24 protein-coding genes are annotated in these 26,439 nt (G+C 56.0%); 7 read left to right on the forward strand and 17 right to left on the reverse strand.

What is annotated here, in order from left to right; all coding sequences use genetic code 11:
• Window positions 1–233 precede the first annotated feature (233 nt).
• Together ACFFIY_RS09075 and ACFFIY_RS09080 are read right to left on the reverse strand one after the other, a co-directional pair.
• Window positions 234–704, reverse strand: coding sequence for a peptide-methionine (S)-S-oxide reductase (locus tag ACFFIY_RS09075; RefSeq protein WP_354198612.1), 471 nt, complete (start codon window positions 702–704; stop codon window positions 234–236).
• A 25-nt stretch (window positions 705–729) separates the two neighbouring features.
• Window positions 730–1,077: a DUF6054 family protein gene (locus ACFFIY_RS09080; protein WP_354198614.1), complete on the reverse strand. Its 348-nt coding sequence runs from the start codon at window positions 1,075–1,077 to the stop codon at window positions 730–732.
• A 139-nt stretch (window positions 1,078–1,216) separates the two neighbouring features.
• On the opposite strand from ACFFIY_RS09080, the gene ACFFIY_RS09085 reads away from it, so the two are divergent.
• Entirely contained in the window at window positions 1,217–1,738 is a 522-nt protein-coding gene (locus tag ACFFIY_RS09085) for a hypothetical protein (RefSeq protein WP_354198616.1), read from the forward strand.
• A 149-nt stretch (window positions 1,739–1,887) separates the two neighbouring features.
• Here ACFFIY_RS09085 and ACFFIY_RS09090 read toward each other — a convergent pair whose 3' ends face one another.
• The 10 genes from ACFFIY_RS09090 to ACFFIY_RS09135 form a co-directional block, all read right to left on the reverse strand.
• Window positions 1,888–3,111: a niacin permease NiaP gene (locus ACFFIY_RS09090; RefSeq protein WP_354198618.1), complete on the reverse strand. Its 1,224-nt coding sequence runs from the start codon at window positions 3,109–3,111 to the stop codon at window positions 1,888–1,890.
• Window positions 3,112–3,191: 80 nt separating this feature from the next.
• On the reverse strand, window positions 3,192–4,001 hold the full coding sequence (zupT, locus tag ACFFIY_RS09095) for a zinc transporter ZupT (protein ID WP_354198620.1): 810 nt from the start codon (window positions 3,999–4,001) through the stop codon (window positions 3,192–3,194).
• A gap of 246 nt (window positions 4,002–4,247) precedes the next feature.
• Window positions 4,248–5,912, reverse strand: a complete 1,665-nt coding sequence (locus tag ACFFIY_RS09100; RefSeq protein ID WP_354198622.1) for a putative bifunctional diguanylate cyclase/phosphodiesterase — start codon at window positions 5,910–5,912, stop codon at window positions 4,248–4,250.
• A gap of 86 nt (window positions 5,913–5,998) precedes the next feature.
• Entirely contained in the window at window positions 5,999–6,661 is a 663-nt protein-coding gene (locus ACFFIY_RS09105) for a uracil-DNA glycosylase (protein WP_376837238.1), read from the reverse strand.
• A gap of 79 nt (window positions 6,662–6,740) precedes the next feature.
• Window positions 6,741–7,355, reverse strand: a complete 615-nt coding sequence (locus ACFFIY_RS09110) for a phosphatase PAP2 family protein (RefSeq protein ID WP_354198624.1) — start codon at window positions 7,353–7,355, stop codon at window positions 6,741–6,743.
• A 152-nt stretch (window positions 7,356–7,507) separates the two neighbouring features.
• The gene (locus ACFFIY_RS09115) at window positions 7,508–8,476 is read right to left on the reverse strand and encodes a siderophore ABC transporter substrate-binding protein (RefSeq protein WP_354198626.1); all 969 of its coding nucleotides are present in this window, start codon (window positions 8,474–8,476) and stop codon (window positions 7,508–7,510) included.
• Window positions 8,477–8,509: 33 nt separating this feature from the next.
• The gene (locus ACFFIY_RS09120) at window positions 8,510–9,271 is read right to left on the reverse strand and encodes an iron ABC transporter ATP-binding protein (RefSeq protein ID WP_354198628.1); all 762 of its coding nucleotides are present in this window, start codon (window positions 9,269–9,271) and stop codon (window positions 8,510–8,512) included.
• Window positions 9,268–10,218, reverse strand: coding sequence for an iron chelate uptake ABC transporter family permease subunit (locus tag ACFFIY_RS09125; protein WP_354198630.1), 951 nt, complete (start codon window positions 10,216–10,218; stop codon window positions 9,268–9,270). The genes ACFFIY_RS09120 and ACFFIY_RS09125 overlap by 4 nt, the downstream gene beginning before the upstream one ends.
• Window positions 10,211–11,161, reverse strand: coding sequence for an ABC transporter permease (locus tag ACFFIY_RS09130; protein WP_354198632.1), 951 nt, complete (start codon window positions 11,159–11,161; stop codon window positions 10,211–10,213). The genes ACFFIY_RS09125 and ACFFIY_RS09130 overlap by 8 nt, the downstream gene beginning before the upstream one ends.
• Before the next feature lie 356 nt (window positions 11,162–11,517).
• Window positions 11,518–12,381 carry a DUF6612 family protein gene (locus ACFFIY_RS09135; RefSeq protein WP_354198634.1) on the reverse strand — a complete coding sequence of 288 codons (864 nt, stop codon included), beginning with the start codon at window positions 12,379–12,381 and terminating at the stop codon, window positions 11,518–11,520.
• A 162-nt stretch (window positions 12,382–12,543) separates the two neighbouring features.
• Between ACFFIY_RS09135 and ACFFIY_RS09140 the strand changes: the two genes are divergently transcribed.
• Both ACFFIY_RS09140 and ACFFIY_RS09145 read left to right on the forward strand, forming a co-directional pair.
• A complete protein-coding gene (locus ACFFIY_RS09140; RefSeq protein WP_354198636.1) occupies window positions 12,544–14,262 on the forward strand; it encodes an ABC transporter ATP-binding protein in 1,719 nt (572 codons plus the stop codon).
• Window positions 14,263–14,405: 143 nt separating this feature from the next.
• Window positions 14,406–15,461: a permease gene (locus ACFFIY_RS09145; RefSeq protein WP_354198638.1), complete on the forward strand. Its 1,056-nt coding sequence runs from the start codon at window positions 14,406–14,408 to the stop codon at window positions 15,459–15,461.
• Between the two features lie 575 nt (window positions 15,462–16,036).
• Here the strand turns inward: ACFFIY_RS09145 and ACFFIY_RS09150 are convergent.
• The 4 genes from ACFFIY_RS09150 to nikC are packed head-to-tail and all read right to left on the reverse strand — an operon-like array spanning window position 16,037 to window position 19,937.
• Window positions 16,037–17,068: an ABC transporter ATP-binding protein gene (locus ACFFIY_RS09150; protein WP_354198640.1), complete on the reverse strand. Its 1,032-nt coding sequence runs from the start codon at window positions 17,066–17,068 to the stop codon at window positions 16,037–16,039.
• Entirely contained in the window at window positions 17,040–18,065 is a 1,026-nt protein-coding gene (locus ACFFIY_RS09155; protein WP_354198642.1) for an ABC transporter ATP-binding protein, read from the reverse strand. The genes ACFFIY_RS09150 and ACFFIY_RS09155 overlap by 29 nt, the downstream gene beginning before the upstream one ends.
• Window positions 18,066–18,088: 23 nt before the next feature.
• On the reverse strand, window positions 18,089–19,030 hold the full coding sequence (locus tag ACFFIY_RS09160) for an ABC transporter permease (RefSeq protein WP_354198644.1): 942 nt from the start codon (window positions 19,028–19,030) through the stop codon (window positions 18,089–18,091).
• A 16-nt stretch (window positions 19,031–19,046) separates the two neighbouring features.
• Window positions 19,047–19,937, reverse strand: a complete 891-nt coding sequence (nikC, locus tag ACFFIY_RS09165) for a nickel transporter permease (RefSeq protein WP_354198646.1) — start codon at window positions 19,935–19,937, stop codon at window positions 19,047–19,049.
• A 286-nt stretch (window positions 19,938–20,223) separates the two neighbouring features.
• Here nikC and ACFFIY_RS09170 point away from each other — a divergent pair, with 286 nt between their 5' ends.
• From ACFFIY_RS09170 to ACFFIY_RS09185, 4 genes are all read left to right on the forward strand, one after another.
• Entirely contained in the window at window positions 20,224–21,861 is a 1,638-nt protein-coding gene (locus ACFFIY_RS09170) for a glutathione ABC transporter substrate-binding protein (protein ID WP_354198648.1), read from the forward strand.
• A 170-nt stretch (window positions 21,862–22,031) separates the two neighbouring features.
• Entirely contained in the window at window positions 22,032–22,436 is a 405-nt protein-coding gene (locus ACFFIY_RS09175) for a DUF4181 domain-containing protein (protein ID WP_354198650.1), read from the forward strand.
• 110 nt (window positions 22,437–22,546) lie between these two features.
• The gene (locus ACFFIY_RS09180) at window positions 22,547–23,272 is read left to right on the forward strand and encodes a Bax inhibitor-1/YccA family protein (RefSeq protein ID WP_354198652.1); all 726 of its coding nucleotides are present in this window, start codon (window positions 22,547–22,549) and stop codon (window positions 23,270–23,272) included.
• 145 nt (window positions 23,273–23,417) lie between these two features.
• On the forward strand, window positions 23,418–25,034 hold the full coding sequence (locus tag ACFFIY_RS09185) for a glutathione ABC transporter substrate-binding protein (protein ID WP_354198654.1): 1,617 nt from the start codon (window positions 23,418–23,420) through the stop codon (window positions 25,032–25,034).
• 97 nt (window positions 25,035–25,131) lie between these two features.
• Here the strand turns inward: ACFFIY_RS09185 and hflX are convergent, their stop codons facing one another.
• Window positions 25,132–26,388, reverse strand: coding sequence for a GTPase HflX (gene hflX / locus ACFFIY_RS09190; protein ID WP_376837243.1), 1,257 nt, complete (start codon window positions 26,386–26,388; stop codon window positions 25,132–25,134).
• Window positions 26,389–26,439 lie beyond the last annotated feature (51 nt).

The following is a 26,439-nucleotide window of genomic DNA, read 5'->3' on the forward strand; positions in this document are numbered from 1 at the left end:
TTAAGGTGGATTGAAGCGGAGGGCCCGAGACACCTGCGGGAAAAGCGTTAGCCGAAGACCCCGCAGAGTGCAGCTCGAGGAGGCTAAGGCAACGCCCGCGGTAAGCGAGGGCCCGCAGCGGAAATCCGAAGGATGTTCAGGAAAAAGAAAAACTGTAGCCAAAGGAGCATTAGGCTCACTTTGTCTACAGTCTGAAACAGCACCCTTCGCGGGTGCTGTTTTCTTTTATCACGTCACTTGTATTTGCCCAGCAGTTCCCCGGGGATATGACAATAATCATCGGGATGCCTGTCCAGCCGGTCCTGGTGCTCTTCGGCGCTTCTCACATAGTTCGTGAGCGGCAGGACTTCCACGGCGATCCGTTCACAATCCGCTCTGCCGCGGATGAACGCCTCCGCTTCTTTGAGATGGGCCGGATCCTCACTATAGAACCCCGTCCGGTACTTCTCGCCGACATCCTCCCCCTGCTTGTTCAAGCTGTAGGGATCAATGACTTCAAATAAATATCCCATCAGTTCGGTCACCGTCACGGCTGCCGGGTCAAATTCGGTTTTCACACATTCCGCGTATCCATCATAGTCGCCTTCCAGCGTCCGGCTGGTGCCATTCGCCCGGCCTGCTTCCGTATGGACGACCCCGGGCAATGTTTTGATGAACGCCTGCACGCCCCATAAACAACCGCCGGCAAGATAAACCGTTTCCATTCTGTCCCCCCTTTTCATACCCCTCTTATCCATCCAATTCAATTTTATAAGGAAGGAGCGCCCGCTCGCCTGTTTCGGAAAAGTTGGCGCCGGCTCCCCAGTCAAAGCGGAGAAAAGCGCCTTCCCCGCCGCCGGAGCCGGTGAGGCGGACTTTTGTCTTTCCGTCGAAGTTGTCGGCAACGAGCGTAAGCGTCGCACGGTTGTTCGTGCGCATGAAATACTTCTCCATGATTAGCACAACCATGTCCTGTGCGCCGTGCGTCCTGACATACTGATCCACCAACCGGCCGCTGACGGAAGAAGAAATGGCCTCCCTCACCAGATCCGCCGCCTCCGCCGGTCCGACCGTCACGTAAAAATCCCGGATTTCCATCGAAACCCACCTTCCCTTTCTCTTATTTACGGATCGGAGCGTAATTTGGTTCCATTCAACTTTTCGAAACACTCTTCACTATCCCAAAAAAGGGATTATAATATAACTGAACCAGCACCAGCTGAAAGGGGTGAATTGGATGAAAAGGAACTTCATCCTCATCTTGTTTCTGGCGATTTGTGCCGTTGCCTGCTCACCGAAGCCGGAAAGCGAAACGTACGATGGCAAGCTGTTGACGATCGCCTATGTCGGCGAGAAACCGGCGTATGAGAGCAGCAAAATTTCATATAAGGAAGTGCCTGTTGAAGGCATCCAATCAGCCGCCGAAGATTTATCCGCCGACTTCGACGCCTTGTTTGTCATGCCCGGCACATTCGAAAAGCTTTCCACAGACTCATACACACCGTTTTTCCACGGCTTGTCCATCCCGGTTGCATTCGTGGGTTCCGAAAAAGGCCACCTGCCGTTCATCACCGAAGGCGTCACCTACCAAACCGGTTTCGACCTCGGCAATGGTTCACACTCGACGGTTTACATGAACACGGGAGGGGCTGAAAAACGGGAAGACGCCTGGTATTTCTACCTGGAGGACGCGGACGGCCATCCCCGCTCCCCGGACGAGGTCTTTTCAGATATGCTCCGGAAAATCGAGGAGCTGTGACACCTTTCGAGTCGGCAAAAGCGTCTCACTCGGACCGGATTGCGTCTCACTCGGGCCGGGTTGCGTCTTACTCGGACCGGATTGCGTCTCACTCACGAAAGAACCCCCTTTCCGCCGGCCGGCCGCGCGGGAAAGGGGTTCTTTCATTCTTATTCCAGTTCCAGCTGCTTCGTTTCCATACCAAGGAAAACCACCGCCGCCACGCCGATCAAAATCGCCCCGCAGAAGATGGCAAAGATCGGGCCGAGACCGACACCGGCGCCGACGAGTGACCCGACGAGGAGGGGGCCGAAGATGCCGCCGATCCGGCCGACGGCGGCCGCGGTTCCGGTGCCGGTTCCGCGGATGACCGTCGGATACTGTTCCGGCGAGTAGGCGTAGAGGGCTCCCCATGCCCCGAGGTTGAAGAAGCTCAGGAAGGCACCCGCAGTCAACAAAATCCACGTCACGTCAGCGCTTCCGAACACGAGCGCGCTCACAGCCGTGCCGATCATGAAAGCACTCAGGACGAACTTGCGCCCGGCCTTTTCAATCAGCCAGGCGGCCGTGAAATAGCCCGGCAGCTGTGCAATGGTCATGAGCAGGACGTAGCCGAAGCTGTGGATCAGGTCGAAGCCTTTCATGACCATGACGCTCGGGAGCCAGAGGAACATGCCGTAGTACGAAAAGACGACCGTGAACCAGACGATCCAGAGCATGAGCGTCGGCTTTCTGTACTTGGTCGACCAGAGCGCTGCCACATTTTGCGCAACCGTTCCGGTCTTCTCTTTTTTCGCCGTGAACTCCGGCGAGTCGGGCAGATGGAGGCGCAGGTAAATTGCATAGAAAGCCGGCAGTGCAGTGAGCACGAGTGCGATGCGCCAGCCGTATTCAGGAATGACGAAGTAAGAGATGAGCGCCGCGATGAGCCAGCCGCCGGCCCAAAAGCTTTCCAGCAGGACGACAATCCGGCCGCGTTCTTTCGCCCCGACACTTTCCGACACAAGCGTCGACGCGACCGGCAGCTCCCCGCCGAGCCCCGCGCCGACCACAAACCGGAGCACAAGGAACGCGGCCAACCCTGTTGTGGCGGCGGACAGGCCGCTCGCGACGGAAAACAGGACAAGCGTCATGATGAACACATTTTTCCGGCCGATCCTGTCCGCCAGCAGGCCGAATGCAAATGCGCCGACCGCCATGCCGATGGAATTCACGCTGCCGATCCAGCCCATCTGGCCGGGCGTCAGCGCCCAATCGGCAGCAAGCGCCGCGATGACAAACGACAGGATGCCGACATCCATCGCATCGAACATCCAGGCAAGTCCTGCCGTTCCGAGAAGTTTATTTCTGGTGATGGCGGGTTTTGCCGCCCGCCCGGTTGCTGCTGTTGCCATCTGATTCACCTGTCTTTACATTTGTATAGTCTATTGACCTTCCTAACTATACAACTTTACCGGCCGGTTGACAACAGGTGTCATGACACTAAAACCAAGCTGATGCCCATGACCGCCATGCCGGCGATCAGGCCGTAGATCGACAAGTGGGCTTCGTCGAATTTCTGCGCCGCCGGAAGCAGTTCATCAAGCGAGATGAACACCATGATGCCCGCCACCGCCGCAAAGATGACGCCGAACATGACGCCGTTCAAAAACGGCATCAAGATCAGAAAAGCGAGGATCGCACCTGCAGGCTCCGCGAGACCGGACAGGAAACTGAGCTTGAATGCCTGCATCCGGTTTCCTGTCGCATAATAGATCGGAACTGCGACCGCAATGCCCTCTGGAATGTTGTGGATGGCGACCGCAATCGCAATGGCGACGCCGAGTGTCGGGTCCTGCAGGGCGGAGGTGAATGTGGCAATCCCCTCCGGGAAGTTATGGATGGCAATCGCCAGCGCCGTGAACAACCCCATTTTTCTCAGTTTCGCGTATTCGTCGTTCGTCGGTCCGTCCTCGACGTCCTCCACTCCCCTCACTTCATGGGGATTGCCCGCCGAGGGGATGAAATGGTCGATCAAGGCAATCAGCAGCATGCCGCCGAAGAAACCGGCGAGCGTCGCCCAGTACCCCGGCCGCATCCCCAGTTCCGCCACCAGTTCCACTTTCGCCTTGACGAAGATTTCCACGAGCGAGACGAAGATCATCACTCCCGCCGAAAACCCGAGCGCGACAGACAGGAACTTCGTATTGGTCCTGGAAGTGAAGAAAGCAAGAAGGCTGCCGATGCCCGTGGCGAGTCCCGCCAACACTGTGAGTCCGAGCGCAAACCATACGTTTCCGTCCATTCATTCAACCACTTTCATCATTGGATACCGCCATTTTATTCAAAAAGTTTCCTTTGTGCAACTCCATTCCAATAAAAAATCATGTCAAACACAAAATTTTTAGGAAACGTTATCTTTATCGCGGGAAGCGTTATCTTTATCAACAGAAACGTTATCTTTATTCGGCAAAGCGTTATCTTTATCACCGAAAGCGCGAACTTCACAAAAAAATACGGCCCCTGACCCACGATGGGGCCATAGACCGGTTCACTCGGCCGGCGCATGGCGGCCGGCCAGATATTTCTCTTCAAATTCCTTCGGCTGAAGTGGCTTGTCGAAATAATACCCCTGCACATGGGGGCAGCCCGCCGCGACCAGAAAGTGCAGCTCCTCCGCCGTCTCCACGCCTTCGGCAATGACTTCTAGCCCGAGCCCGTCCGCAAGCGTGATGATGGACCGGAGGATCGCCTCCGACTGTTGGGACTTGCCGATCAGGCTGATGAAGAAGCGGTCGATCTTGATCTTGTCGACCGGGAAGTTCGTCAAGTAAGACAAGCCGGAAAACCCGGTTCCGAAATCGTCGATCGAGATCGTCATGCCCGCTTTTTGGCACTTCCTGAGGTTGGACAAAATTTGTTCCGAAGAAAGCAGTTCGCTTTCCTCGGTGATTTCAATTTCGAACCGCTCCGGCGAAACGCCGTTCTTGCGCAGCTTGCGGATCAGATTGGAGTAGAACATTTTGTTCTCGAGCAGATTGGGGGTGACATTGACGGCGATCTTCGGAATGTCCCGGTACCGCCCGATCCATTTGCCCGCTTCGTCGAGCATCATGTCCAGCAGCCGGCGGGTCAGCTGTTCGATGGCCCCGCTGTCTTCCGCAATCTGGATGAACTCGAACGGGGAGATCGGCCCCAGCTCCGGGTGTTCCCAACGCGAGAGCACTTCAATGCCGATCAGGCTTCCGTCCGTTCCGTCGATCTGCGGCTGGACGACGTAATGAAACCCCTTCTCGCAAAACTGGCCGGAAAACAGATCATCCTCGATGATGCGCCTCCGCTCCAGCTTGGCCCTCATCTTGCCGTGGTAAATCGAGAAGCAGTTCCCTCTCTTCAGTTTGGACTCATACATCGCCGTATCAGCCATGCTGAGCAGTTCGCCGATGCACCCTCCGTCCTCGGGATGCCGGCTGATGCCGATGCTCGCCGTCGCGCTGAAGTTGAACGTCGGCGTCAGCTTGACCGGGGTGCTGATGTTTTTGAGAATCTCCTTCACCCAGCCGTCCAGCCTGTCCAAGTCTGTGCAGTCCGCCAATATGAGGAATTCATCGCCTGCCGTCCGGGTGAGCACATCGTCCGGGCGGACCAGCTTCTCCAGCCGCTCCGCGATCACCTCGATATACCGGTCCCCCGTGTCGTGGCCGTACAAGTCGTTGAGCTGGCGGAAGCCGTCGATGTCGAGAAGGACAATCGAGAATTCCCGGTCCTCCCTGATGAAATCACCGGCCATCTCAAGGGACGCCCTCCTGTTCGGCAACCCGGTCAGGTCATCCCGGTAAGCCAGGAATTCAAGCTGGCTTTCCGCGGTTTTAAACCGGCTGATGTCGCTGAAGTAAACGGCCAGCCGGTCCCCGTCGACGGGCTGGCCAACCACCTCGAACCAGGTTTTCAGCGGCTCGAAGTAAATCTCCGTCAGGAAGCGCGTCTCTTCTCTGATCGCTTTTTCATAGATACGCCGCAGCTGAGACTCCGCCTCCGGAAACTCTTCCCACACATTACAGCCGACCAAATTTCCCCCTTCCCGCTCGAGAATCCGGTAAGCCATGTCATTCAGATAGATGAACGTCCCTTCCCGGTCCACCATGTAAAACCCGTCGGACATATTCTCCAGCAGATAAAACGCATCCGAAGCGCTGAAAGGGCGGATCCCTTTCACGGACTCGGGGCGGGACGCCTTTCCTCTGTTTCTATCGGGTCGATCCATCATATGCGCCCGCCTCCTTTTCGGATTCCAGCATCCGTTTAATTTCGATGGCCGCCGAACTGCGCCAGTGCGTCACCGATTGCCAGCCAGTCGTTCTTCACCTGTTCCCGGAGCTTCGGATTGTAAAAGACGGAAGCCGGATGAAATGTCGGAATGACCGTCCGGGAATCATCCGTCAGACTGTAGGTCCGGTCTTTTTCATCAGCCAGGAACCGGACCGGCGCTTGAATCAGCTGCCCGTGCACATCGCCGACTTTGTATTCTTTTCCGAGCAGCCGCTGGAGTCCGATATTTCCGAGCGTCACGATCAGTTTAGGCCTGACATTCGCCATCTCATCGTCGAGCAGCGGCGCATGCGCCAATATTTCCTTGGCATTCGGCGTGCGGTTGTATTTCCGTTCGGTCAGCGTTCCGTTCCGCTCCCGCTTCGTTCCCCAGCGGTACGGGCGGCTGCGTACAGCACTTGTGATGTATACATCCTCGCGTGTCAGTCCGATCGATGCAAGAGAAGCCATCAACTCCCGACCCGCACGTCCGATGAACGGGATCCCGTCCACGAGCTCGTTCTCCCCCGGTGCCTCGCCGATGAGCATGAGCTCCGGCTCATCGGGCCCCTGACCGTAGACGAATCCTTCCACGGGCGCGTCTCCCATTCGCTCGATCCCGAGCCGGGCAAGTTCTTCGCTGATTTTATAAGTCATGAGGCAGTCACTCTTTCAGTCCTTTGACTATCTATACCACTTAAACGTGTATATTAACTATTCGAAGTAAGCAGAAGGCCTATGCCTTCCGCCTCAGTGACCGACCGCCATATTTAATGAAGAGGACGGCGATCAGCAGGAACCATGCCGTGCCGAGCAGCCATCCGCCGAGCACGTCCGTCGCAAAGTGACGCCCGAGGGCAATCCGTGAGGAGCCGATCAGGACGGCCAAAAGCAGGATGCCCGCCCAGATGAGCCGACGGGCAGCGCGGGATTGTGCCGCACCCGCAAACAGAAGCGCAAGCGTCAGCAGATAAAGAAGCCCCATCTGGGAATGGCCCGACGGAAAACTGAAACTTGCGAGCTGATCCGGGATATCGGGGCGCTGCCGGGCGAACACTTGCTTCAGGCCCTGATTCAGGATGGTTCCGCCGCCGAGGGAAATGCCGAGGAACAGCAACCCCACCCAGTCTCGCTTGATATAAAGCATGATCGCTCCGACAAGCAGAGCAATGGCGATGAACCGGACGTCCCCGAAAATAGTAAAGAACTCAAGCAGCCGGTTGCCTTCCAGCAGATCGGCCATCCGGTTGTCGAGTGCGATTGCCCAGTCCGTGTGGAGAGCGGAGGCGAGCCCTGCGAAAAGGGCGGCGGCCACGGCAGCACCGAGGACCATCCACCGGTTTCTGTTCATGGTGTCCACCTCCGGATTTGATTATTCTTTTCCATTGTAACATCGGGCGGGCCGGCATGCATGCCGTAATTCGACAAGATTTTCAACAAAAAGTAAAACGACCGGAAGGCCCCATATTGGGCTTTCCAGTCGTTTTACTTATGAATGGTTGATCAGAGGCTGCCTTCCACTTCGGAAATCATTTCCTTCATGGACTGAAGGCCCCCGCCTGCAAGGTACCAGACTTCGCCGTTCAGATAGACAATTTTGTCATTTTTGTAGGCGTTCGTCTTTTTGACGAGGTCATTTTCGAGCGAAGCCTTGACGCTGGAATCCGTGCCGATTGCCGCATCGCGGTCGATGACATACAGGATGTCCGGGTTCGTGTCGAGGATGTACTCGAACGTGATGTTCTGGCCATGTGTAGAAGCTTCGATCTTGTCATCCGCCGGCTTTACGCCGAACACGTCATGGATCAAGCCGAACCGGGAAGCCGGGCCGTAAGCGCTGACTTTGCCTTCTGTTCCGAGCACGATGAGGCCTTTTTCATCCATTCCGGAAGTCTTTTCCTGAATGGCAGCGACGCGGTCGTCGATATCCGCAAGCTCTTGCTTCATTTCGTCTTCTTTATCGAAGATCTTGGCAACCGTGTTCATGTTCTCTTTGAACGAGTTGAGGTAATCGGTTGTGTCGAGCGGGATGTAAACCGTCGGCGCGATTTCGGCGAACTGATCATACAGATCCGCCTGGCGGCCCGAGATGAAGATGACGTCCGGCTTGAGGGCATGGATCGCTTCAAAGTCCGGCTCTTTCAGGCTGCCGACGTTCGTGTACTCGTCCGACTTGTACTTTTCAAGATAAGAAGGAACGGTCGCCTGCGGAACGCCCTTCACATTCACGCCGAGTTCATCGAGCGTGTCGAGGATGCCGAAGTCGAAGACAACGACGTTTTCAGGGTTCTTTTTAACAGGCGCTTCGCCGAGTTCATGCTTGATCGTGATCGTTTCGGTTTCTTCCGCTTTCTTGTCGCCGGAAGCTGAGTCATCCGATTTATCGGCGTTGCCGGCATCTTTATTGCCGCATGCGCCAAGGATGAGGAGGAACGCCAACAGAATGGCAAAGATTGAGAGTTTTTTCTTCATCGTCATAGACCTCGCTTGTCATTAGGGATGTGTTCAGGAATTGAAGTAAACGCAGATCCGGCAGTTGCTCATCTGCTTGATCGGGATGTCCATGTCATAGATCTCTTTGAGCGAATCCGAATTAATGATGTCTTCCGTCGGTCCGTCTTTGACGACCCGGCCATTTTTGAGCGCGACGATCCGGTCCGAGTAGACGGACGCAAAGTTGATATCGTGCAGGACGATGACGACCGTTTTGCCGAGTTCGTCGACGAGGCGGCGCAGGATTTTCATGATCTGTACGGAGTGCTTCATGTCCAGGTTGTTGAGCGGCTCATCAAGCAGGATATATTCGGTGTCCTGTGCGATAACCATCGAGATGAATGCGCGCTGGCGCTGGCCGCCCGACAGTTCATCCAGGAAGCTGTGCTGGATATCGCCCAGTTCCATATAGTCGATCGCCTGGTCGATGATGCGAAGGTCCTCGCTGTTCAGGCGACCCTTTGAATGCGGGAAGCGGCCGAACGATACGAGTTCGCGCACGGTCAGGCGGACATTCATGAAGTTGGATTGCTTGAGAATGGAGACACGCTTTGAAAACTCATCGGACTTCATCTTCCGGACGTCATCTTTGTCGACGAGCACTTCACCCGTATCCGCATCCAAAAGCCGGCTGACCATCGAGAGGAGCGTGGATTTCCCTGCTCCGTTCGGCCCGATGAATGAGGTGATCTTGCCGCGCTGAATATTGACCGAGACTTTTTCTACGACGGCTTTTTTCCCATAAAACTTGGACAGTTCACGGACTTGGATCATGCGGATCGACTCTCCTTAAGTAGTAGATAGATGAAGTATACGCCACCGGCAAAGTTGATGATGACACTCAGCGTCGTCGAGAACGTGAAGACGCGTTCCACGACCCACTGTCCGCCGATCAGCATGATCAGGCTCATGCCGACGGCGCCGGTGATCAAGACGGAGTGCTTGAACGACCGGAAGAACTGATAGCTCAGGTTCGCCACAATCAGTCCGAAGAACGTGATCGGACCGACAAGCGCCGTCGAAACTGCGATGAGCACCGAAGACAGGACGAGCGTCTGTTTGACAAGCCGGTCGTACGGCACGCCGAGGTTGACGGCGATGTCCCGGCCCAGCGAGATGACGTCCATATAGCGCAGCTGGCGCCAGCCGATGGCGATGCAGACGGCGACGACCACGACAGACAGCCAGACGAGCTCGGAACTGACGTTGTTGAAGCTTGCGAACATCCGGTCCTGTACGCGCAGGAATTCGTTCGGATCGATCAGCACCTGCAGGAAAGTCGAAATGCTTCCGAAGAAGGTGCCGACGATGATTCCGACGAGCAGCAGGAAGTAGACCGGACGCTGGCCTTTTTTAAACAGGAATTGATAAAGCAACAAAGCAAAGATGATCATCACGGCCACCGACAGGAGGAAGTTCACCTGTTTGTTGACGACCGTCATGTGGGTCGAGCCAAGGAAAAAGATGAGCAATGTCTGCAGGAGCAGATAAAGCGAATCGAGCCCCATGATGCTCGGCGTCAGGATCCGGTTTTGCGTGATCGTCTGGAAGACGACCGTCGCATAGGCGATCGCGACGCCGGTGATGGCCATGGCGGCGACTTTCATGCCCCTTCTCGGGAGGGCGTAGTCAAAGCTGCCGTTGAGGCCGTGGAACAGATACAGCCCGCAGAAAACAGCAGCCGCCGCGTAAAGGATGATCAGTTTGACGGAGTCACGCATAAGCTTTCCCCCTGAACAGCAGATAGAGGAAAATCCCGCTGCCGATGACCCCGACCATCAGACTGATCGAGATTTCGTATGGATAGATGAGCACACGTCCGAGAATGTCGCAGAGAAGCAGGAAAATCGCTCCGAGCAAAGCCGTGTGCGGCAATGTCTTTTGTAAATGGTCTCCTTTGAGAATGGAGACGATGTTCGGGATGATGAGGCCAAGAAACGGAATCATGCCGACCGTGAGGACGACCGTCGTCGTGATGAGCGCGACGAGGATCAGCCCGAAGTTGACCACCCAGCGGTAATTGAGCCCGAGGTTCTTGGAAAAGTCCTCCCCCATTCCTGCCACCGTGAACCGGTTGGCGTACAGGTAGGCGATGATCAGGACCGGGATGCTGATGTACAACAGCTCGTAGCGACCCTTCATGATCATCGAAAAGTCCCCCTGCAGCCAGGCGGAGATATTCTGGATGACGTCCGCCCGGTAGGCGAAGAACGTCGTCAGAGAGGAGAGGATATTCCCGAACATGAGACCGACGAGCGGAATGAAAATCGCATCTTTGAACTTGATGCGCTCGAGGATCTGCATGAACAGCAAAGTGCCCGCAAGTGCGAATGCAAATGAGATGGCCATCTTCTCGAGGGTCGTCGCGTTTGCGAAAAGCAGCATCGAGACGAGGATCCCCAGCCGGGTCGCATCAAGCGTACCGGCTGTCGTCGGCGACACAAACTTGTTGCGGCTCAGTTGCTGCATGATCAGTCCGGTGATGCTCATCCCCGCTCCCGCAAGCAGGATGGCGATGAGCCTCGGAAGCCGGCTGATCAGGAATATTTCCATTTCTTCGGATCCTGGATTCAGGAGATCCGCTGGTGTGATGCTGCTCGCCCCGACGAACAATGAGAGGAACGACAGAACGAGCAGTCCGGCGATCAAGTAACGTTTCTTCATGGCTATCCCCGATGCATGACTATTTGAAAGGCGATTGAGAATGTTCGTTGAAAATGATTATCAATGCCCTTCGCAATGCCTATTATAGCACGGGCGATCACTAAGTCAAAGGATAATTGAAAATGATTATCAGTGAGGATGGGAATTGATGAAAAAGTCATGGAATTGTGCGGGAAGGGAAAGCGGAGAGCCTCGGAATTCGGTCGACTCAGGGCCGGAATCGTTCGATTCACGATGGGAATCGTTCGACTCACGATGGGAATCGTTCGACTCGCGGGCAGATTCATTCGACTCGCGGGAATCGTTCGACTCACGGGCATGCGAAAACCCGCAGCGAATGGCCGCGGGCTTTGGTTTTATTGCTGGAGATCAACAGCGGAGTCGATGACGTCCTGAGGAATCTCGATGTTCTCGATTCCGTTGATGTTCGTGTAGACGGATTTCATGTCCATGTCGATGTTCATTTCTTCGCCTTCTGCTTCCATCGTCATCGACATTTTCATGTTCATCGCTTTCATATCGTAAGTCTTTTTGTCGATATGGATTTCATAGCTCATGTCTTTGACGTCCATCTTCTCAAGTGCCTGTTTTTCTTCGTCGCTCATCCCCTCAAGCATTTCAGGCGGGATTTGCTCTTCCATCGTTTCTTTAACGAGCGCATTGAACTTGTCGCCATCGGCATTCAGTTTCAATACATACTCATCGTTCGTCTGTTCGAATTTCATGTCTTTCGCATACTCCTGGAGCTGGGCGAGCTGCTCTTCAGGGTCCGGCTGCTGAGCGGAAAGCTGGTCGAGGCCTTCCAGCATGCCCTCCATTTTCAGCCATTGATCGGCTTCCGGCGTGTAAATATAAATCGTACCGTCTTCGGTCATGTACATGTCAATATCCACAGTCTGCTCTTCATCGTTCATTTTCATCGTCGTCGTACCTTTTTGGTGCATTGCCAGCGGATCGAGCACCATCTGGACGTCGAACTTCGAATCAGAGTCGATTTTGACATCCTGGCCCGGTACTTCGATAGTTTGCGCGATGTCCATTTTCGCCTCGGCGCTCTTCATGTCTTTGGAAGCTTCCATCGCTTTCTCGTAAACCTGCTCCGCCGTCATGTCGCTCGTCTTTTCCTTGTCGGTTCCCGGTGCCGGCTCTGCCGTGTCGCTGCAGGCGGCCAGCCCGAACGCCAGTGTCCCGGCCGCAAGGGTCATCAGAAATTTCTTCATCGGGTGATCCTTCCTTTCTTTGCTGTGTCTCCTGTTCTATACGGAAGGGCTCATCGAAAGTTCCTGATTTTCAAAGATATGAAACAAAAGTCCCATCCACCTTCCTCTCCGGCCCTGCTTCCGCTATAATAACGGGAGCCGAAATATTTCCGGGAGGACATTATGCTGAAGCAATTCTTTTCCTATTATAAGCCGCACAGGCGGCTGTTCATCATCGACTTCTCCAGTGCCGTGTTCGTCGCGCTTCTCGAACTCGCTTTTCCGGTGGCGGTCCAGTGGTTCATCGACGAGCTGCTGCCGACCGGCAACTGGGGCAAAATTGTCTGGGTGAGTGTCCTGCTGCTCGCCATCTATTTGTTGAGCACGTTCTTGCAGTACATCGTCTCCTACCTCGGGCACATGCTCGGCATCAACATCGAGACCGACATGCGGCAGCAGCTGTTCAATCACGTGCAGCGGCAGTCGTTCCGGTTTTTCGATAACACGAAGACGGGGCATGTGATGAGCCGCATCACGAACGACCTGTTCGATATCGGCGAGCTCGCCCACCACGGGCCCGAGGACGTCTTCATCGCCATCATGACGATCATCGGCGCCTTCTCGATCATGTACACCATCAATCCGGAGCTCGCCCTCATCACGATCATCATGGTCCCGTTCCTTGTCTGGCTCGTCACGTTCTGCAACATCCGGATGAACAAGGCGTGGCGCAACATGTACGGGCGGATCGCCGAGGTGAATGCGCGCGTCGAGGACAGCGTGTCTGGCGTCCGGGTTGTCCAGTCGTTCACGAACGAGCCGTTTGAAATGGAGCGTTTCCGCAAAGACAATGGCAGCTTCCGTGGCGCCAAGCTTGTCGCCTACAAGGTGATGGCATGGACCCATTCGAGCATGTACATGATGACGCGCCTCGTCACGCTGCTCGTCCTCGTCATCGGCGCCTGGTTCTCTTTCAACGGCCGGTTGTCCTACGGCGAACTCGTCTCCTTCGTGCTGTTCGTCAATGTTTTGATCAAGCCGGTCGATAAAATCAGCGCATTGCTTGAACTGTATCCGAAAGGAATGGCCGGTTTCCGCAGGTTTCGCGAGCTCATCGACCAGGAACCGGATGTACAGGACCGGCCTGATGCGATTGTCGTGGACTCGCTGGACGGCAATATCCGATTCGATGAGGTGTCGTTCCGCTATGACGACCAGAAACCGGTGCTGAGCCGGGTCAGCCTGTCGGTCCGCTCCGGCCAGACGGTCGCTTTCGTCGGGCCGTCTGGCGCCGGGAAAACGACGATCTGCTCACTCATCCCGCGGTTTTATGATGTGAATGAAGGATCGATCTCCATCGACGGAATCGATGTCCGCGATATGACGATGGAGTCGCTCCGCTCCCAGATCGGCATCGTCCAGCAGGATGTCTTCCTGTTTACAGGGACGATCTTTGAGAACATCGCATACGGCAAGCTTGGCGCAAGCGACGAGGAAGTATATGAGGCAGCGCGCAAAGCCCACCTCGAAGAGTTCATCGCGGAACTGCCGGACGGTTACAGCACCGAAATCGGAGAACGCGGTCTGAAGTTGTCCGGCGGGCAGAAACAGCGGCTCGCCATCGCCCGCATGTTCCTGAAAAACCCGCCGATTTTAATATTGGATGAAGCGACGTCCGCACTCGACACGGAAACCGAGCGCATCATCCAGCAATCGCTCGCTGAACTGTCCGAAGACCGGACGACGCTCGTCATCGCCCACCGGCTCGCCACGATCCGCGACGCCGACCGAGTCCTCGTCGTGACGAAAGACGGCATCGCCGAAGACGGCACCTACGACGAACTCGTCCGAAAAGGCGGCCTGTTCGCACGGCTGCACAACATTCAGTTCCAGGAAGTATGAGCCGGTTTTCGGGAAGAACGCTCCTTCCGGCAAGATGCAATCCGCCCCGTGGCTTCATGCCCGGGGCGTTTTGATTTCCTATGGAACAAATCGGCTATCTTTGGTATACTGTGTCGGTTAACTTTTTCTGGGAGGTCCTCAGTTTGAATTCATCCATCCGGTCCTCAAGAAAACGGACCGTTGTCTATATTTCACTTTTTCTCATCGTGGCGATCGCCGGGCTTGCCTACGTCAAATGGGTGCCCTACTGGGGCAAAAGCCTGACCGCGATCACCACACACTCCATCGGCGACTCCATCCTCGGCAATCCGGCCGATGCCGGCTCGTTTTCCTGGGAAGGCACCTGGTCATATGTCGTCACTTATTTTCTGGCCGTCTGGAAGGCCGCGGTCCTCGGGATTATCCTCGGGTCTCTTGTTCAAGTGCTCATCCCTGCTGACTGGCTGCTCCGGACACTCGGCAAAACATCTTTCGGCAGCACTGCCATCGCGGGACTTTCCAGCCTGCCCGGCATGATGTGCACTTGCTGCGCAGCACCGGTGGCCGCCGGACTCCGGAAGAAAAATGTATCCGTCGGGGCGGCACTCGCCTTCTGGCTCGGCAATCCGGTCCTGAATCCGGCCGTCCTCATCTTCATGTCATTCGTCCTGTCATGGAAGTTCACCCTGCTCCGCGCGGCGGTCGGCATGGTCATCGTGTTCGGCGTCAGCTATGTGGCCAACCGGTTTGCTCCGGCAGCCGAACCGGACGGATTGGACAAGATGATCGAAGACTCGGAGGAAAAGCCGGCAGACGGACCTTTCCTCTTGAGCTGGCTGAAAACGATGGGCCGCATGGCGCTCTTTATCGTGCCCGCCTACTTCCTGTCCGTCCTGCTCATCGCGGCAGTCCGGCCATGGCTGTTTCCGCTGCTTGACGGCGCTTCGGGCAACTCATTCCTGGCCATTCTGCTCTTTGCGATCGGCGGTGCCCTGTTCGTCATCCCGACAGCCGCCGAAATCCCGATCATCCAGACTTTCATGACAGCCGGCCTCGGCACCGGACCGGCCGCCGCGCTGCTCATCACCCTGCCGGCCATCAGCCTCCCGTCACTCCTGCTCGTGGCTGGCGCATTTCCCCGGAAAGTCCTCTGGTTCGTTTCGGGCGCCGTCGTCCTGCTCGGCGTTTTGAGCGGACTGCTCGGCTTGTTCATCCTGTGACCGGCGAAGCCCCTGTTCCTTTTATTGGAACGGGGGCTTTTTGGGCGGAATAAAAACACCTACTGCGGGCATTGTCTAAGCCGGTGTGAATCTGCGAACTGTCATTTGCGTTCATTTGGGAAGTGTTCCGGGCGTTACCGAAATACTTAGGGACAAATTTTTAGTCCTTACTCCGAATTTGGCTCCCTTACTCCGATTTCCCTCTCCTTACTCCGATTTCCCCTCCCTTACTCCGATTTCCCTCCCCTTACTCCGATTTTCCCTGCCTTACTCCGATTTCACTCTCCTTACTCCGATTTCCCTCCCCTTACTCCGATTTCCCCTCCCTTACTCCGATTTCCCTCCCCTTACTCCGATTTTCCCTGCCTTACTCCGATTTCCCTCTCCTTACTCCGATTTCCCCTCCCTTACTCCGATTTCCCTCCCCTTACTCCGATTTCCCTCCCCTTACTCCGATTTTCCCTGCCTTACTCCGATTTCCCTCCCCTTACTCCGATTTCCCCATCCCTTCTCCTGCTCCCCAACAAAAAACCGGACGGCCGCGAAAATACGGTCGTCCGGTTTTCTTCCTTTATTTAAAAAGCAGTGACGGCGAGTTCGCGCGGTTTCACTTCGCCGCGTTCGATTTCTTCGACGAAGTGGCAGGCGGCTTCGTGGCCGTCTTTCATGCCTTCGTGGCGCACGAGCTCCGGCACGTCCACCCGGCATTTTTCCTGTGCGAACGGACAGCGGGTGTGGAACCGGCAGCCGCTCGGCGGATCGATCGGGGACGGGACATCGCCTCGGAGGACGATGTGGTTGCGTTCCCGGTCGGGATCCGGAACCGGGATCGCGGACAGGAGGGCTTTCGTGTACGGGTGTTTCGGGTTGTCGAAGATCGAGTGCTTGTCGCCGATTTCGACGATCTTGCCGACGTACATGACGATGACGCGGTCCGAGATATGCCGGACAACGCCGAGGTCGTGCGAGATGAACAGGTAAGTCAGATTGTACTCTTCCTGCAGTTCATCGAGCAGGTTCAGCACCTGCGCCTGAATCGAGACGTCGAGCGCGGACACCGCCTCATCACAGATGATGAGCTTCGGGTTCACCGAGAGTGCGCGGGCGATGCCGATCCGCTGGCGCTGGCCGCCGGAGAATTCGTGCGGATAGCGATCCGCCTGTGCCGCGTTGAGGCCGACCGTTTCGAGCAGTTCGATGATCCGCTGCCGGCGTTCCCTCTTCGGGAGGACATTTTGGATCGTCATGGCCTCATCCAGCACATCCGAAACCGTCTGACGCGGATTGATCGACGCATACGGATCCTGGAAGATGATCTGCAGGTCCTTGCGGTGTTTCCGCATATCCGACTTCGACAGCTGCGTCAGATCGTCGCCGTTGAAGACGACTTTTCCTTCCGTCGGTTCCTCCAGACGGAGTATGGCCCGTCCGGTCGTCGACTTGCCGCAGCCGGATTCCCCGACGATCGAGACGGTTTCGCCTTCATGGATGGTGAAGCTGATGTCGTCGACGGCCTTGACGTGGTTGACCGTGCGGCCAAGGAAGCCGCCTTTGATCGGGAAGTACTGCTTGAGCCCGTCAACGACGAGCAATTCTTTCTTCTCCAAAGACGTCCACCTCCTTTTCTCCCGGCCACTGTTCGTTGTAGATCCAGCAGCGCACCTGATTGCCTTCGCCGTCGTCGAACAAATCCGGCAGCTGTTCCCGGCACAGATCGGTCGCCGCCGGGCAGCGCGGATTGAACCGGCAGCCGACCGGCATGTGGAGCGGCGACGGGACGGTGCCGTGGATCGGGACGAGTTTCTCCTGATCGGCGTCCGGGCGCGGCAAAGATTTCAGAAGACCGATTGTGTAAGGATGACGCGGTTTGCGGAACAGCGTGCGGACGTCGCTGTACTCGACAACCTGTCCGGCGTACATGACGGCCACGTAATCGCATGTCTCGGCCACGACGCCGAGGTCATGGGTGATGAGTACGACCGACATGCCCATGCGCTGCTGCAGGTCCCGGATCAGGCCGAGGATCTGAGCCTGGATCGTCACGTCGAGCGCCGTTGTCGGCTCATCCGCGATCAGGATTTCCGGATTGCAGGCGAGCGCAATGGCGATCATGACACGCTGGCGCATCCCGCCGGAAAGTTCATACGGATATTGCTTCACCCGTTTTTCGGGAGACGGGATGCCGACGAGTTTCAGCAGGTCGACCGACTTGGCCATCGCCGCCTTTTTCGACATGCCTTGGTGCTCGATGAGTGTTTCGGAAATTTGCTGGCCGACGGTGAACACCGGGTTGAGCGACGTCATCGGCTCCTGGAAGATCATCGAGATTTTATTGCCCCGGAGTCCGCGCATTTTCTTTTCGGAGTAGGCGAGCAGGTTGTCGCCTTTGAACCGCACTTCCCCGCCGACGACTTTGCCGTTGGAGGCGAGCAGGCGGAGGATCGACAAAGAGGTGATGCTCTTGCCCGAGCCCGATTCGCCGACGATGCCGATCGTCTTTCCTTTCGGGACGGAGAAGCTGACGCCGTCAACGGCCTTCACTTCGCCTTCGTCCGTATAGAAGGAGGTGCGCAGGTCGCGCACGTCCAGGATGGTTTCTGCCATGTTTGCTTCCCCCTTGAACCGGATCAGCCGAGGTCGATCCGCTTGTTGAGCAGTTTATATGAGATATCCACGATCAGGTTCACGAAGACGAACAGTACGGAAATGACGAGGACCGCGCCCTGGACGATCGGGAAATCCCGTGTGTTGATCGCCTGGACGGTGAGCCGGCCCATGCCGTTGATCGCGAAGATCGTCTCGGTGAGGACCGCTCCGCCGAGGAAGCCGCCGAACTCAAGACCGACGACCGTCACGACGGGAATCAATGCATTCTTCAGTGCATGCCGGTAGGTGACGACCCGGTCGGACAGACCTTTTGCCCGGGCCGTCCGGATGTAATCCTGGCTGATGACTTCCAGCATCGAGGAGCGGGTCATGCGGGCGATGATCGCCGCGCCTCCCGTTCCTAGCGTGATGACGGGCAGGATGACCTGACGCCAGCTGTCGCCCCAGCCCGAAGGCCTAAGTTTCGCCCACGCCGGCAGCCAGTCCCCGCCGACCGCAAACCAGTCGATCAGCAGAAGCCCGAGCCAGAAGTTCGGCATCGACAGACCGAACAGGGCGACGATCATGATGGCCGTGTCGGTGAATGTGTAATGGCGGACCGCCGAGATGATCCCCGCCATCAGGCCGATAAAGACGGCAAGGATCGTGGCATAGGTGGCCAGTTCAAGCGTCACCCAGAAGCGGGTCTTGATCTCGTCGACGACCGGCCGGCCGCTGCGGACAGAGTTGCCGAGGTCGCCCTGGACGACGCCGCCCATGTAGTTGAGGTATTGCTTGTGGATCGGGTCATTCAGCCCGAGCCGTTCGCGGATCTGTTCAACCGTTTTTTCCGGTGCCCCTTCTCCCGCGATGATCTGCGCAGGATCCCCCGGGATGAGATGCATCAGGGAGAATACGAGAATGGACACGCCGATGAGAACCGGGATCGTCTGCAGAAGACGCCGGATGATATATTTGGTCACTCTGTTTCCCCCTCAGTCATTTGTTCATTTTTGGGTCAAGCGCATCGCGGAGACCGTCGCCGAATATATTGAAGGCGAGGACGACGATGACGATCATGATTCCCGGGATGAGCACCATATGCGGCGCATCGTGCATATATGTCCGGCCTGCGGACAGCATGGCGCCCCATTCCGGAGCAGGCGGCTGTGCGCCGAGCCCGAGGAATGACAGGCCGCTTGCCGTCAGGACTGCAGTGGCAATCCGGAGCGTGGCCTGGACGATGATCGGCGACGTGACGTTCGGCAGGATGTGCTTGAAGATGATCCGGATGTCCGACGCACCGAGCGCCTTCATGGCGTCTATGTATTCCAGCTTCCGGACGGAAAGTGCCGAGCCCCGGACAATCCGGGCAAATGCCGGCACCGAGAAAATCCCGATTGCGATGATCATGTTGGTCAGGCTCCCGCCGAGGACGCTCACGATCGCGAGTGCCAGCAAGATGCCAGGAAATGCGAGCAGGACGTCCATGATCCTCATGATGACCGCGTCCACCCAGCCGCCGTAGTAGCCGGAGACGATGCCGAAGACGACGCCGACCGCGCCGCCGATGAACACCGACAAAAATCCGACGATGAGCGTCAGCTTCGTTCCGTAGATGATCCGCGTGAACATATCCCGGCCGTAGTTGTCCGTCCCGAACCAGTGGTCGGCGGACGGCGGCTGGTTTTTATTCGTGATATCCGTTGCGTTCGGATCCACACCCGTCAGCATCGGCCCGAAGATGGCGAGCAAAATGAAGAAGATGACAATCCCTCCGCCGATGACGGCGGATTTGTTTTTTCTGAGCCGTTTCCAGATCCCCTTGTACAGTTCAAGCCGGGGATTGTACCGCTTGGCAGAACCGGCTGCCGCTGCTTGTTGCGTCATTCCTGTATCCCTCTTTCCCCAAGGGTGCCGGGCGATGCCCCACCCCGTTTCTCTATGGCTAATCAGTACTATAACATGAAAAGTCTAAATTCTGAATGCTGTTTTTCAATTCAATTTTATTTGGATCTAATATTAACCATTACTGTCTATCATTTAAATGACAGCGCTATCATTTCAGCAGCCGGCTATTGTGTTCCATCGCCGGTTATGGTATATTTTTTCTGAATATTGCATTCGTTTTTTTTGATTGCAATATACAAAAAACAAGTTAGTAGGGGGAGACTGCATGAAGACCAAACGCAGTACACTGCTGTTGTTCATCATGATGCTCGTCGTGTCGATGTTCCTTGCGGCATGTGCAGGAGGCGGCGGAGACAACGCTTCCGACGGCGGCGACACCAGCAAAGATGATGGCGACAAAAAAGAAGAGGGCACCACAGACGGCGGTTCGGAAGGCGGAGACCTCGTCCTCGCAGTACTGTCCGATGCGTCCTCGCTGGACCCGCACGGCTCGAATGATGTTCCGTCCTCGGTCGTACAGGAGAACATCTATGAGACGCTTGTCACGCGCAACGACAACAATGAAATCGAACCGGGTCTCGCAACCGAATGGGAAGCGATCGACGATACGACCTGGGAATTCAAGCTGCAGGAAGGCGTCAAGTTCCATGACGGCGAAGACTTCAACGCTGAAGCCGTCAAAAAGAGCTTTGAGCGCGTACTCGACGAAAAAGTCGCTTCGCCTCGCTACTTCCTCTTCGAAATGATCAACAGCGTCGAGGTCATCGACGACTATACAATCCAGTTCAAGACCGATTATCCGTTCGCTCCGCTGCTCGCCCACCTGTCCCACAACGGCGGCAGCATCATCAGCCCTAAATCGATCGACGAAGACTATGCGGCGATGGAAGACGGCAAAGAGCCGGGCTCCGTCATTTCCGAGAATCCGGTCGGAACCGGCTATTTCAAGTTTGACAGCTGGAGCCCGGGTTCTGAGATCAAGCTCGTGAAAAACGAAGATTACTGGGACGGCACTGCAAAGGTCGACTCCGTCGCCTTCAAAGTCGTTCCTGAAAGTGCCACACGCGCAGCAGAGCTGGAAACAGGCAACGCGCACATCATCGATCCGGTACAGCCGAACGAAGTCGCACGCATCAACGATTCCGGCAGCGGAACGGTGGACCAGACACCGTCCTCCAGCCTTTCCTATATCGGCTTCAACACCGAGAAGGCTCCGTTTGATGATGTCCGCGTCCGCCAGGCCATCTCCATGGCGGTCAATAAAGACGACATCATCGACGGCGTGTACGAAGGATTCGGCATTCCGGCAAAAGGCCCTCTCGCTCCGGGGATCTTCGGTTATGATGAGAACCTGAAGATGATCGACTACAACATGGACGAAGCCAAAAAGCTTCTTGAAGAAGCAGGCTATGCAGACGGCTTCTCCACCACGATCTGGACGAACGACAACCCGCAGCGCGTGGACATGGCCGTTCTTCTCCAGCAGACACTCAAAGAACTGAACATCGATGTGAAGATCGAACAGATGGAATTCGGCACGTATCTCGACAAGACGGCTGCCGGCGAGCATGACATGTTCATCCTCGGCTGGTCCAACCCGACAGGCGATGCCGACTACGGCCTTTATGCCCTGTTCCACTCGTCCCAGAAGGGCGACCCGGGCAACCGCTCGTTCTATGAAAATGCCGAAGTCGACAAGCTGCTCGACGAAGGACGCAAAGAAACAGATCCTGACACACGCGTCGGCATCTATGCAGACGCCCAGCAGCAGATTGTCGATGATGCTCCGATGATCTTCATCCACCACCAAGAGTACCTCGTCGGCGTCAGCGACAAGGTCAAAGACTTCAGCATCGACCAGGCTGGCATCTACCAGCTCAAGGACGTCACGCTGTCCGAGTAATCACCCAGACCCCCCGGCTCCGCGAAAAATCGTGGTACCGGGGGGTCTTTTATGAAAGACGGATCAACCATAGGAATGATCGCCCCTCCACTGTCGTTCACAGAAAAGGATGGTTGATTACACTTATTTCTGGTAATCTATCCATAACAATGGAGAAAGGAGAGGTCTCTTTGTTGGCACTCATTTTCCTCATGATGTTCCTGGCCATGTTTGCTTTTTCGTACGCCATGAGAAAGTGGGCCGGCTTCAAGCATCCAAAGTGGTTTGAACCGTATTATGTGAACGACCGGCACCGGAAGCTGGACAAATGGATCCGCATTCCGTCCATGCTTTTGATCCTGGCATACAGCATCACGATTTTTTCCACCGGCTGGGTCTTCCGGATTCCTTGGCTGCTGCAGCCGTGGCCGCTGATATTCGTCCATTTAACCTCTATTTTCATCCTCCAGGCCTGGATGGAAAAGAAGTACTCCGACAATCCAAGAGCCTATGTGGCCACGATTGCCGAAGGAGTCTTTGGGCTCGGGATTTTGCTGGCGGCACTCTGGAGCGGAGTTCTTGGCGGTTCCCTTTAACGAAGTGCCCAGTCAAACTATGCCTCTTGCGCCTCGCATGCTATAATTTTCAAAATGGCCGGCCGGCGCTTTTCGGGCCTTCCGGCTTTTGATAAATTGGAGGTATTCCCTTGCAATCCAACAACCCGATTTTAAAAAATGAAGAGTTCGGCCGGCATGTCTACGCCGGTGAGCGGATGTCGGTTGCCGGCACCGTCAACAAGACCACGCTGTCGCTTCTCCTCATGTTCGCTTCTGCTTCGTATGCCTGGTTCAAGTCGTTTGCCGGCGAGCCGGTGTTCGGCCTCATGATCGGCGGGGCGATCGGCGCGCTCGTGCTCGTGTTCCTCACGGTGTTCTACCAATCCGTCGCCCCCGTCACCGTTCCGCTTTATGCCATTTTGGAAGGACTGTTTGTCGGAGGCATTTCCGCGATGTATGCAGACCTCTACAACGGCATTGTCATGCAGGCGGTGCTTTTGACGATCGGCGTCATGGCGGTCATGCTCGTCTTTTACCGCACCGGCATCCTGAAGGCGACGCCTGCATTCAGGAAAGGCGTGATTGTGGCGACACTCGCCATTCTCGTCGTCTATGTGATCGACATCGTGCTCCGGCTCTTCGGCGCGGCGATGCCGTTCCTGCATGACGCCGGCCCGATCGGCATCATCATCAGCCTCGTGATCGTCGGTGTCGCTGCGCTGAACTTCATCATCGACTTTGACACGATCGAACGCGGCGTCCGCTCCGGCGCACCGAAAAGCATGGAATGGATCGGCGCACTCGGCCTTTTGACGACGCTCGTCTGGCTGTATCTCGAAATGCTCCGCCTGCTTTCCAAATTCAACAGAAACTGATTCCATGATCCGGCCCTGCTCTTGCAGAGCCGGGTTCTTTATTTTCAAAAAGCTATTGCGGTTCCTTGGTCCCTATGATATATTTTCGGAATATTACGCATCCCAAAATGCGTAATGAAATAGAAGAGGGTAGGGGGAAATGTACATGAAGCAAAAAACCGGCCTGTTGCTGGCACTGCTGCTTGTCCTGTCCGCATTCCTTGCGGCGTGTGCAGGCGGAGGTAGTTCAGACGGAAACAAAGATGGAACAAAAGACGGCGATAGCAGCTCTTCTGCCGAGGAAGGCGCTGAAGGAGGAGACCTGATTTTAGCGGTCCTGTCGGATGCATCATCGCTGGATCCGCATGGTTCCAACGACGTGCCGTCCAATAACATCCACGCCAACCTTTACGACACGCTCGTGAAGCTCAACGCCGACACGGAGATCGAGCCGAGCCTCGCAAAGGAATGGAAACAGATCGATGACACAACTTGGGAATTCAAACTCCAGGAAGGCGTCAAATTCCATGACGGCGAAGACTTCAATGCCGAAGCCGTGAAGAAAAACCTCGACCGCGTCCGCGATGAGGCGGTCGGCTCCCCGAGGTATTACTTGTACGAGATGATTAATAGTGTCGATGTGATCGACGATTACACGGTCCAGATGAAGACCGACTACCCGTTCGCCCCGCTTCTCTCGCACCTTGCGCATGACGGGGGCAGCATGATCAGCCCGAAATCGATCGACGAAGACTATGCCGCGATGAAAGAAGGAAAAGAGCCCGGCTCCGTCATCTCTGCCCACCCGGTCGGCACCGGCTACTTCAAATTTGAGAGCTGGAGCCCGGGCTCCGAGATCAAACTTGTGAAAAACGAAGACTATTGGAATGAGCCGGCGAAAGTCGACTCCGTGACGTTCAAGGTCATTCCGGAAAGTGCCACGCGTGCGGCTGATCTGGAGACGGGCAATGCCCACATCATCGATCCCGTGCAGCCGAACGAAGTGGACCAGATCAATGACTCCGGCAGCGCGAAGGTCAACCAGGAACTTTCCCGAAGCCTGAGCTATCTCGGCTTCAATACAAAAAAGGCTCCATTTGACGATGTTCGTGTACGCCAGGCCATATCCCTGATGGTAGACAATGAAGAAATCGTTGAAGGCATCTACGACGGTTTCGGCATTCCGGCGAAAGGTCCGCTGTCTCCAGGCTCCTTCGGGTACAATGAGGACATCAAAGGAATCGGCCATGATCCGGAAAAAGCGAAAAAGCTTTTGGAAGAAGCCGGCTATGCGGACGGCTTTAAAGCCTCCATCTGGACGAACGACAACCCGCAGCGGATCGATATCGCCGTTCTCCTCCAGCAAAAGCTGAAAGAGCTGAACATCGACATCAAAGTGGAACAGATGGAGTTCGGTGCATATCTGGATAAAACGAGCGCAGGCGAACATGACATGTTCATCCTCGGATGGTCCAACTCGACCGGCGATGCGGACAACGGCATGTATTCACTCTTCCACTCTTCCCAGCAGGGTCCTCCGGGCAACCGCACCTTCTACAACAATCCTGAAGTCGACAAGCTTCTCGATGAAGGCCGCCAGGAAACTGATCAGGATGCACGCCTGGCCATTTACGACAAAGTCCAGAAAATCCTGATTGAAGATGCGCCGATGGCATTCATCCATCACCAGGAATACCTGACGGGCGTCGCAGACAATGTCAAAGGATTCTCCATTGATCCGAGTGGCATCTACCAGTTGAAAGACGTATCCATCACACAATAAAAGCAACGCAAAAGGCCTGCGGTTCTCCCGCAGGCCTTTTCTGTCGTGATCGGCCGACTGCACCCCCGCAAGGGCACAGACGGCTTTCCTCTTTCTTCTACTGGACGAATTCCGAGTACCGGTTGCGGTCGGCTTCTCTCATATCCACTTCCATGAGCGTACCGTCCTCCGTATATTCGGTCTCCAGTACATCCGCATGCTCATTCAGCCAAGAAACGACGTCTCCCCTGTCAAACGGCACGAGCATCCGGCAACGGACAAAGTCGCCGAATACCTTGGATGCGATCAGGCCGGTGAGTGCATGGATATCATCCGCATTTTTCGCAGACAGCCAGATGTTGTTGTCCTGCACTCTCGGATGTTCCAGGCCAGCCAAGTCGGATTTATTGAAAACGAACAGTTCCTGAATCCCTTCGATGCCGATGTCGGAAAGCGTATCCTCGGTCACTTGCATCATGTACCGGTATTCCGGATGCGACACATCGACCACCTGGAGGAGCAGGTCCGCATCCGCCGCTTCTTCAAGCGTCGAGCGGAATGCCTTGACCAGGTGGTGCGGCAGCCGTCCGACGAATCCGACTGTATCGGTGAGCAGGAACTCCCGGTTGTCTTCCAGCCGGATTTTCCGCACCGACGTGTCCAGCGTCGCGAACAACATGTCCTTTTCAAGCACTTGCCGGCCCGCTTCCTCCCCGAGCCCGGCAAGCATGCCGTTCATGATCGTCGACTTGCCGGCGTTCGTGTAGCCGACGAGCGAGACAACGGGCACTTCGCGTTTCACCCGGCGTTTCCGCTGGGTTTCCCGGTGGACCTTCACCGATTCGAGTTCACGGCGCAGACGCGCAATCTGATCCTCGATCTTCCGGCGGTCCAGCTCCAGCTTCGTCTCCCCCGGACCGCGTGTTGCGACCCCGCCGCCCGTGGAACCGGCCTGCCGGCTCAGCGATGCACGGAGCCCGACGAGCCTCGGCAACATGTATTGAAGCTGGGCAAGCTCGACCTGCATCTGGGCTTCCTTCGTCTTCGCCCGCCTGGCGAAAATGTCGAGGATGAGCATCGTCCGGTCGATCACCTTCGTCTCCAGCTCCGTTTCCAGATTGCGGATCTGCGATGGAGACAGCTCGTCATTGAAGATGACGACATTCGAGTCTGTTTCATCGTGATAGGCCTTGATTTCCCGGACCTTTCCCGATCCGATGTAATGAGACGGATTCACGCGGTCCAGTCCCTGTGTCACGGTTCCCGCCACTTCGACTCCGCACGCTTCCGCCAAGCTCGCAAGTTCCTCCATGGAGTATTCAAACTGCTCGTCCCGGTCCAATTCAACCCCGACGAGCACTGCACGTTCCTGCATTCCATCCACTGGACGTCCCTCCGTTTCTAAAATCAGTATACCCGTCCTTGC

Source organism: Bhargavaea ullalensis, from assembly GCF_042432615.1.
GTDB lineage: Bacteria > Bacillota > Bacilli > Bacillales_A > Planococcaceae > Bhargavaea > Bhargavaea ullalensis.

Excerpts from the sequence above, each read along its gene's own strand:
- ACFFIY_RS09075 (WP_354198612.1), bottom strand. The coding sequence starts at position 704 with ATGGAAACGGTTTATCTTGCCGGCGGTTGTTTATGGGGCGTGCAGGCG.
- ACFFIY_RS09080 (WP_354198614.1), bottom strand. The coding sequence starts at position 1,077 with ATGGAAATCCGGGATTTTTACGTGACGGTCGGACCGGCGGAGGCGGCG.
- ACFFIY_RS09085 (WP_354198616.1), top strand. The coding sequence starts at position 1,217 with ATGAAAAGGAACTTCATCCTCATCTTGTTTCTGGCGATTTGTGCCGTT.
- ACFFIY_RS09090 (WP_354198618.1), bottom strand. The coding sequence starts at position 3,111 with ATGGCAACAGCAGCAACCGGGCGGGCGGCAAAACCCGCCATCACCAGA.
- zupT (WP_354198620.1), bottom strand. The coding sequence starts at position 4,001 with ATGGACGGAAACGTATGGTTTGCGCTCGGACTCACAGTGTTGGCGGGA.
- ACFFIY_RS09105 (WP_376837238.1), bottom strand. The coding sequence starts at position 6,661 with ATGACTTATAAAATCAGCGAAGAACTTGCCCGGCTCGGGATCGAGCGA.
- ACFFIY_RS09110 (WP_354198624.1), bottom strand. The coding sequence starts at position 7,355 with ATGAACAGAAACCGGTGGATGGTCCTCGGTGCTGCCGTGGCCGCCGCC.
- ACFFIY_RS09115 (WP_354198626.1), bottom strand. The coding sequence starts at position 8,476 with ATGAAGAAAAAACTCTCAATCTTTGCCATTCTGTTGGCGTTCCTCCTC.
- ACFFIY_RS09120 (WP_354198628.1), bottom strand. The coding sequence starts at position 9,271 with ATGATCCAAGTCCGTGAACTGTCCAAGTTTTATGGGAAAAAAGCCGTC.
- ACFFIY_RS09125 (WP_354198630.1), bottom strand. The coding sequence starts at position 10,218 with ATGCGTGACTCCGTCAAACTGATCATCCTTTACGCGGCGGCTGCTGTT.
- ACFFIY_RS09130 (WP_354198632.1), bottom strand. The coding sequence starts at position 11,161 with ATGAAGAAACGTTACTTGATCGCCGGACTGCTCGTTCTGTCGTTCCTC.
- ACFFIY_RS09135 (WP_354198634.1), bottom strand. The coding sequence starts at position 12,381 with ATGAAGAAATTTCTGATGACCCTTGCGGCCGGGACACTGGCGTTCGGG.
- ACFFIY_RS09140 (WP_354198636.1), top strand. The coding sequence starts at position 12,544 with ATGCTGAAGCAATTCTTTTCCTATTATAAGCCGCACAGGCGGCTGTTC.
- ACFFIY_RS09155 (WP_354198642.1), bottom strand. The coding sequence starts at position 18,065 with ATGGCAGAAACCATCCTGGACGTGCGCGACCTGCGCACCTCCTTCTAT.
- nikC (WP_354198646.1), bottom strand. The coding sequence starts at position 19,937 with ATGACGCAACAAGCAGCGGCAGCCGGTTCTGCCAAGCGGTACAATCCC.
- ACFFIY_RS09170 (WP_354198648.1), top strand. The coding sequence starts at position 20,224 with ATGAAGACCAAACGCAGTACACTGCTGTTGTTCATCATGATGCTCGTC.
- ACFFIY_RS09185 (WP_354198654.1), top strand. The coding sequence starts at position 23,418 with ATGAAGCAAAAAACCGGCCTGTTGCTGGCACTGCTGCTTGTCCTGTCC.
- hflX (WP_376837243.1), bottom strand. The coding sequence starts at position 26,388 with ATGCAGGAACGTGCAGTGCTCGTCGGGGTTGAATTGGACCGGGACGAG.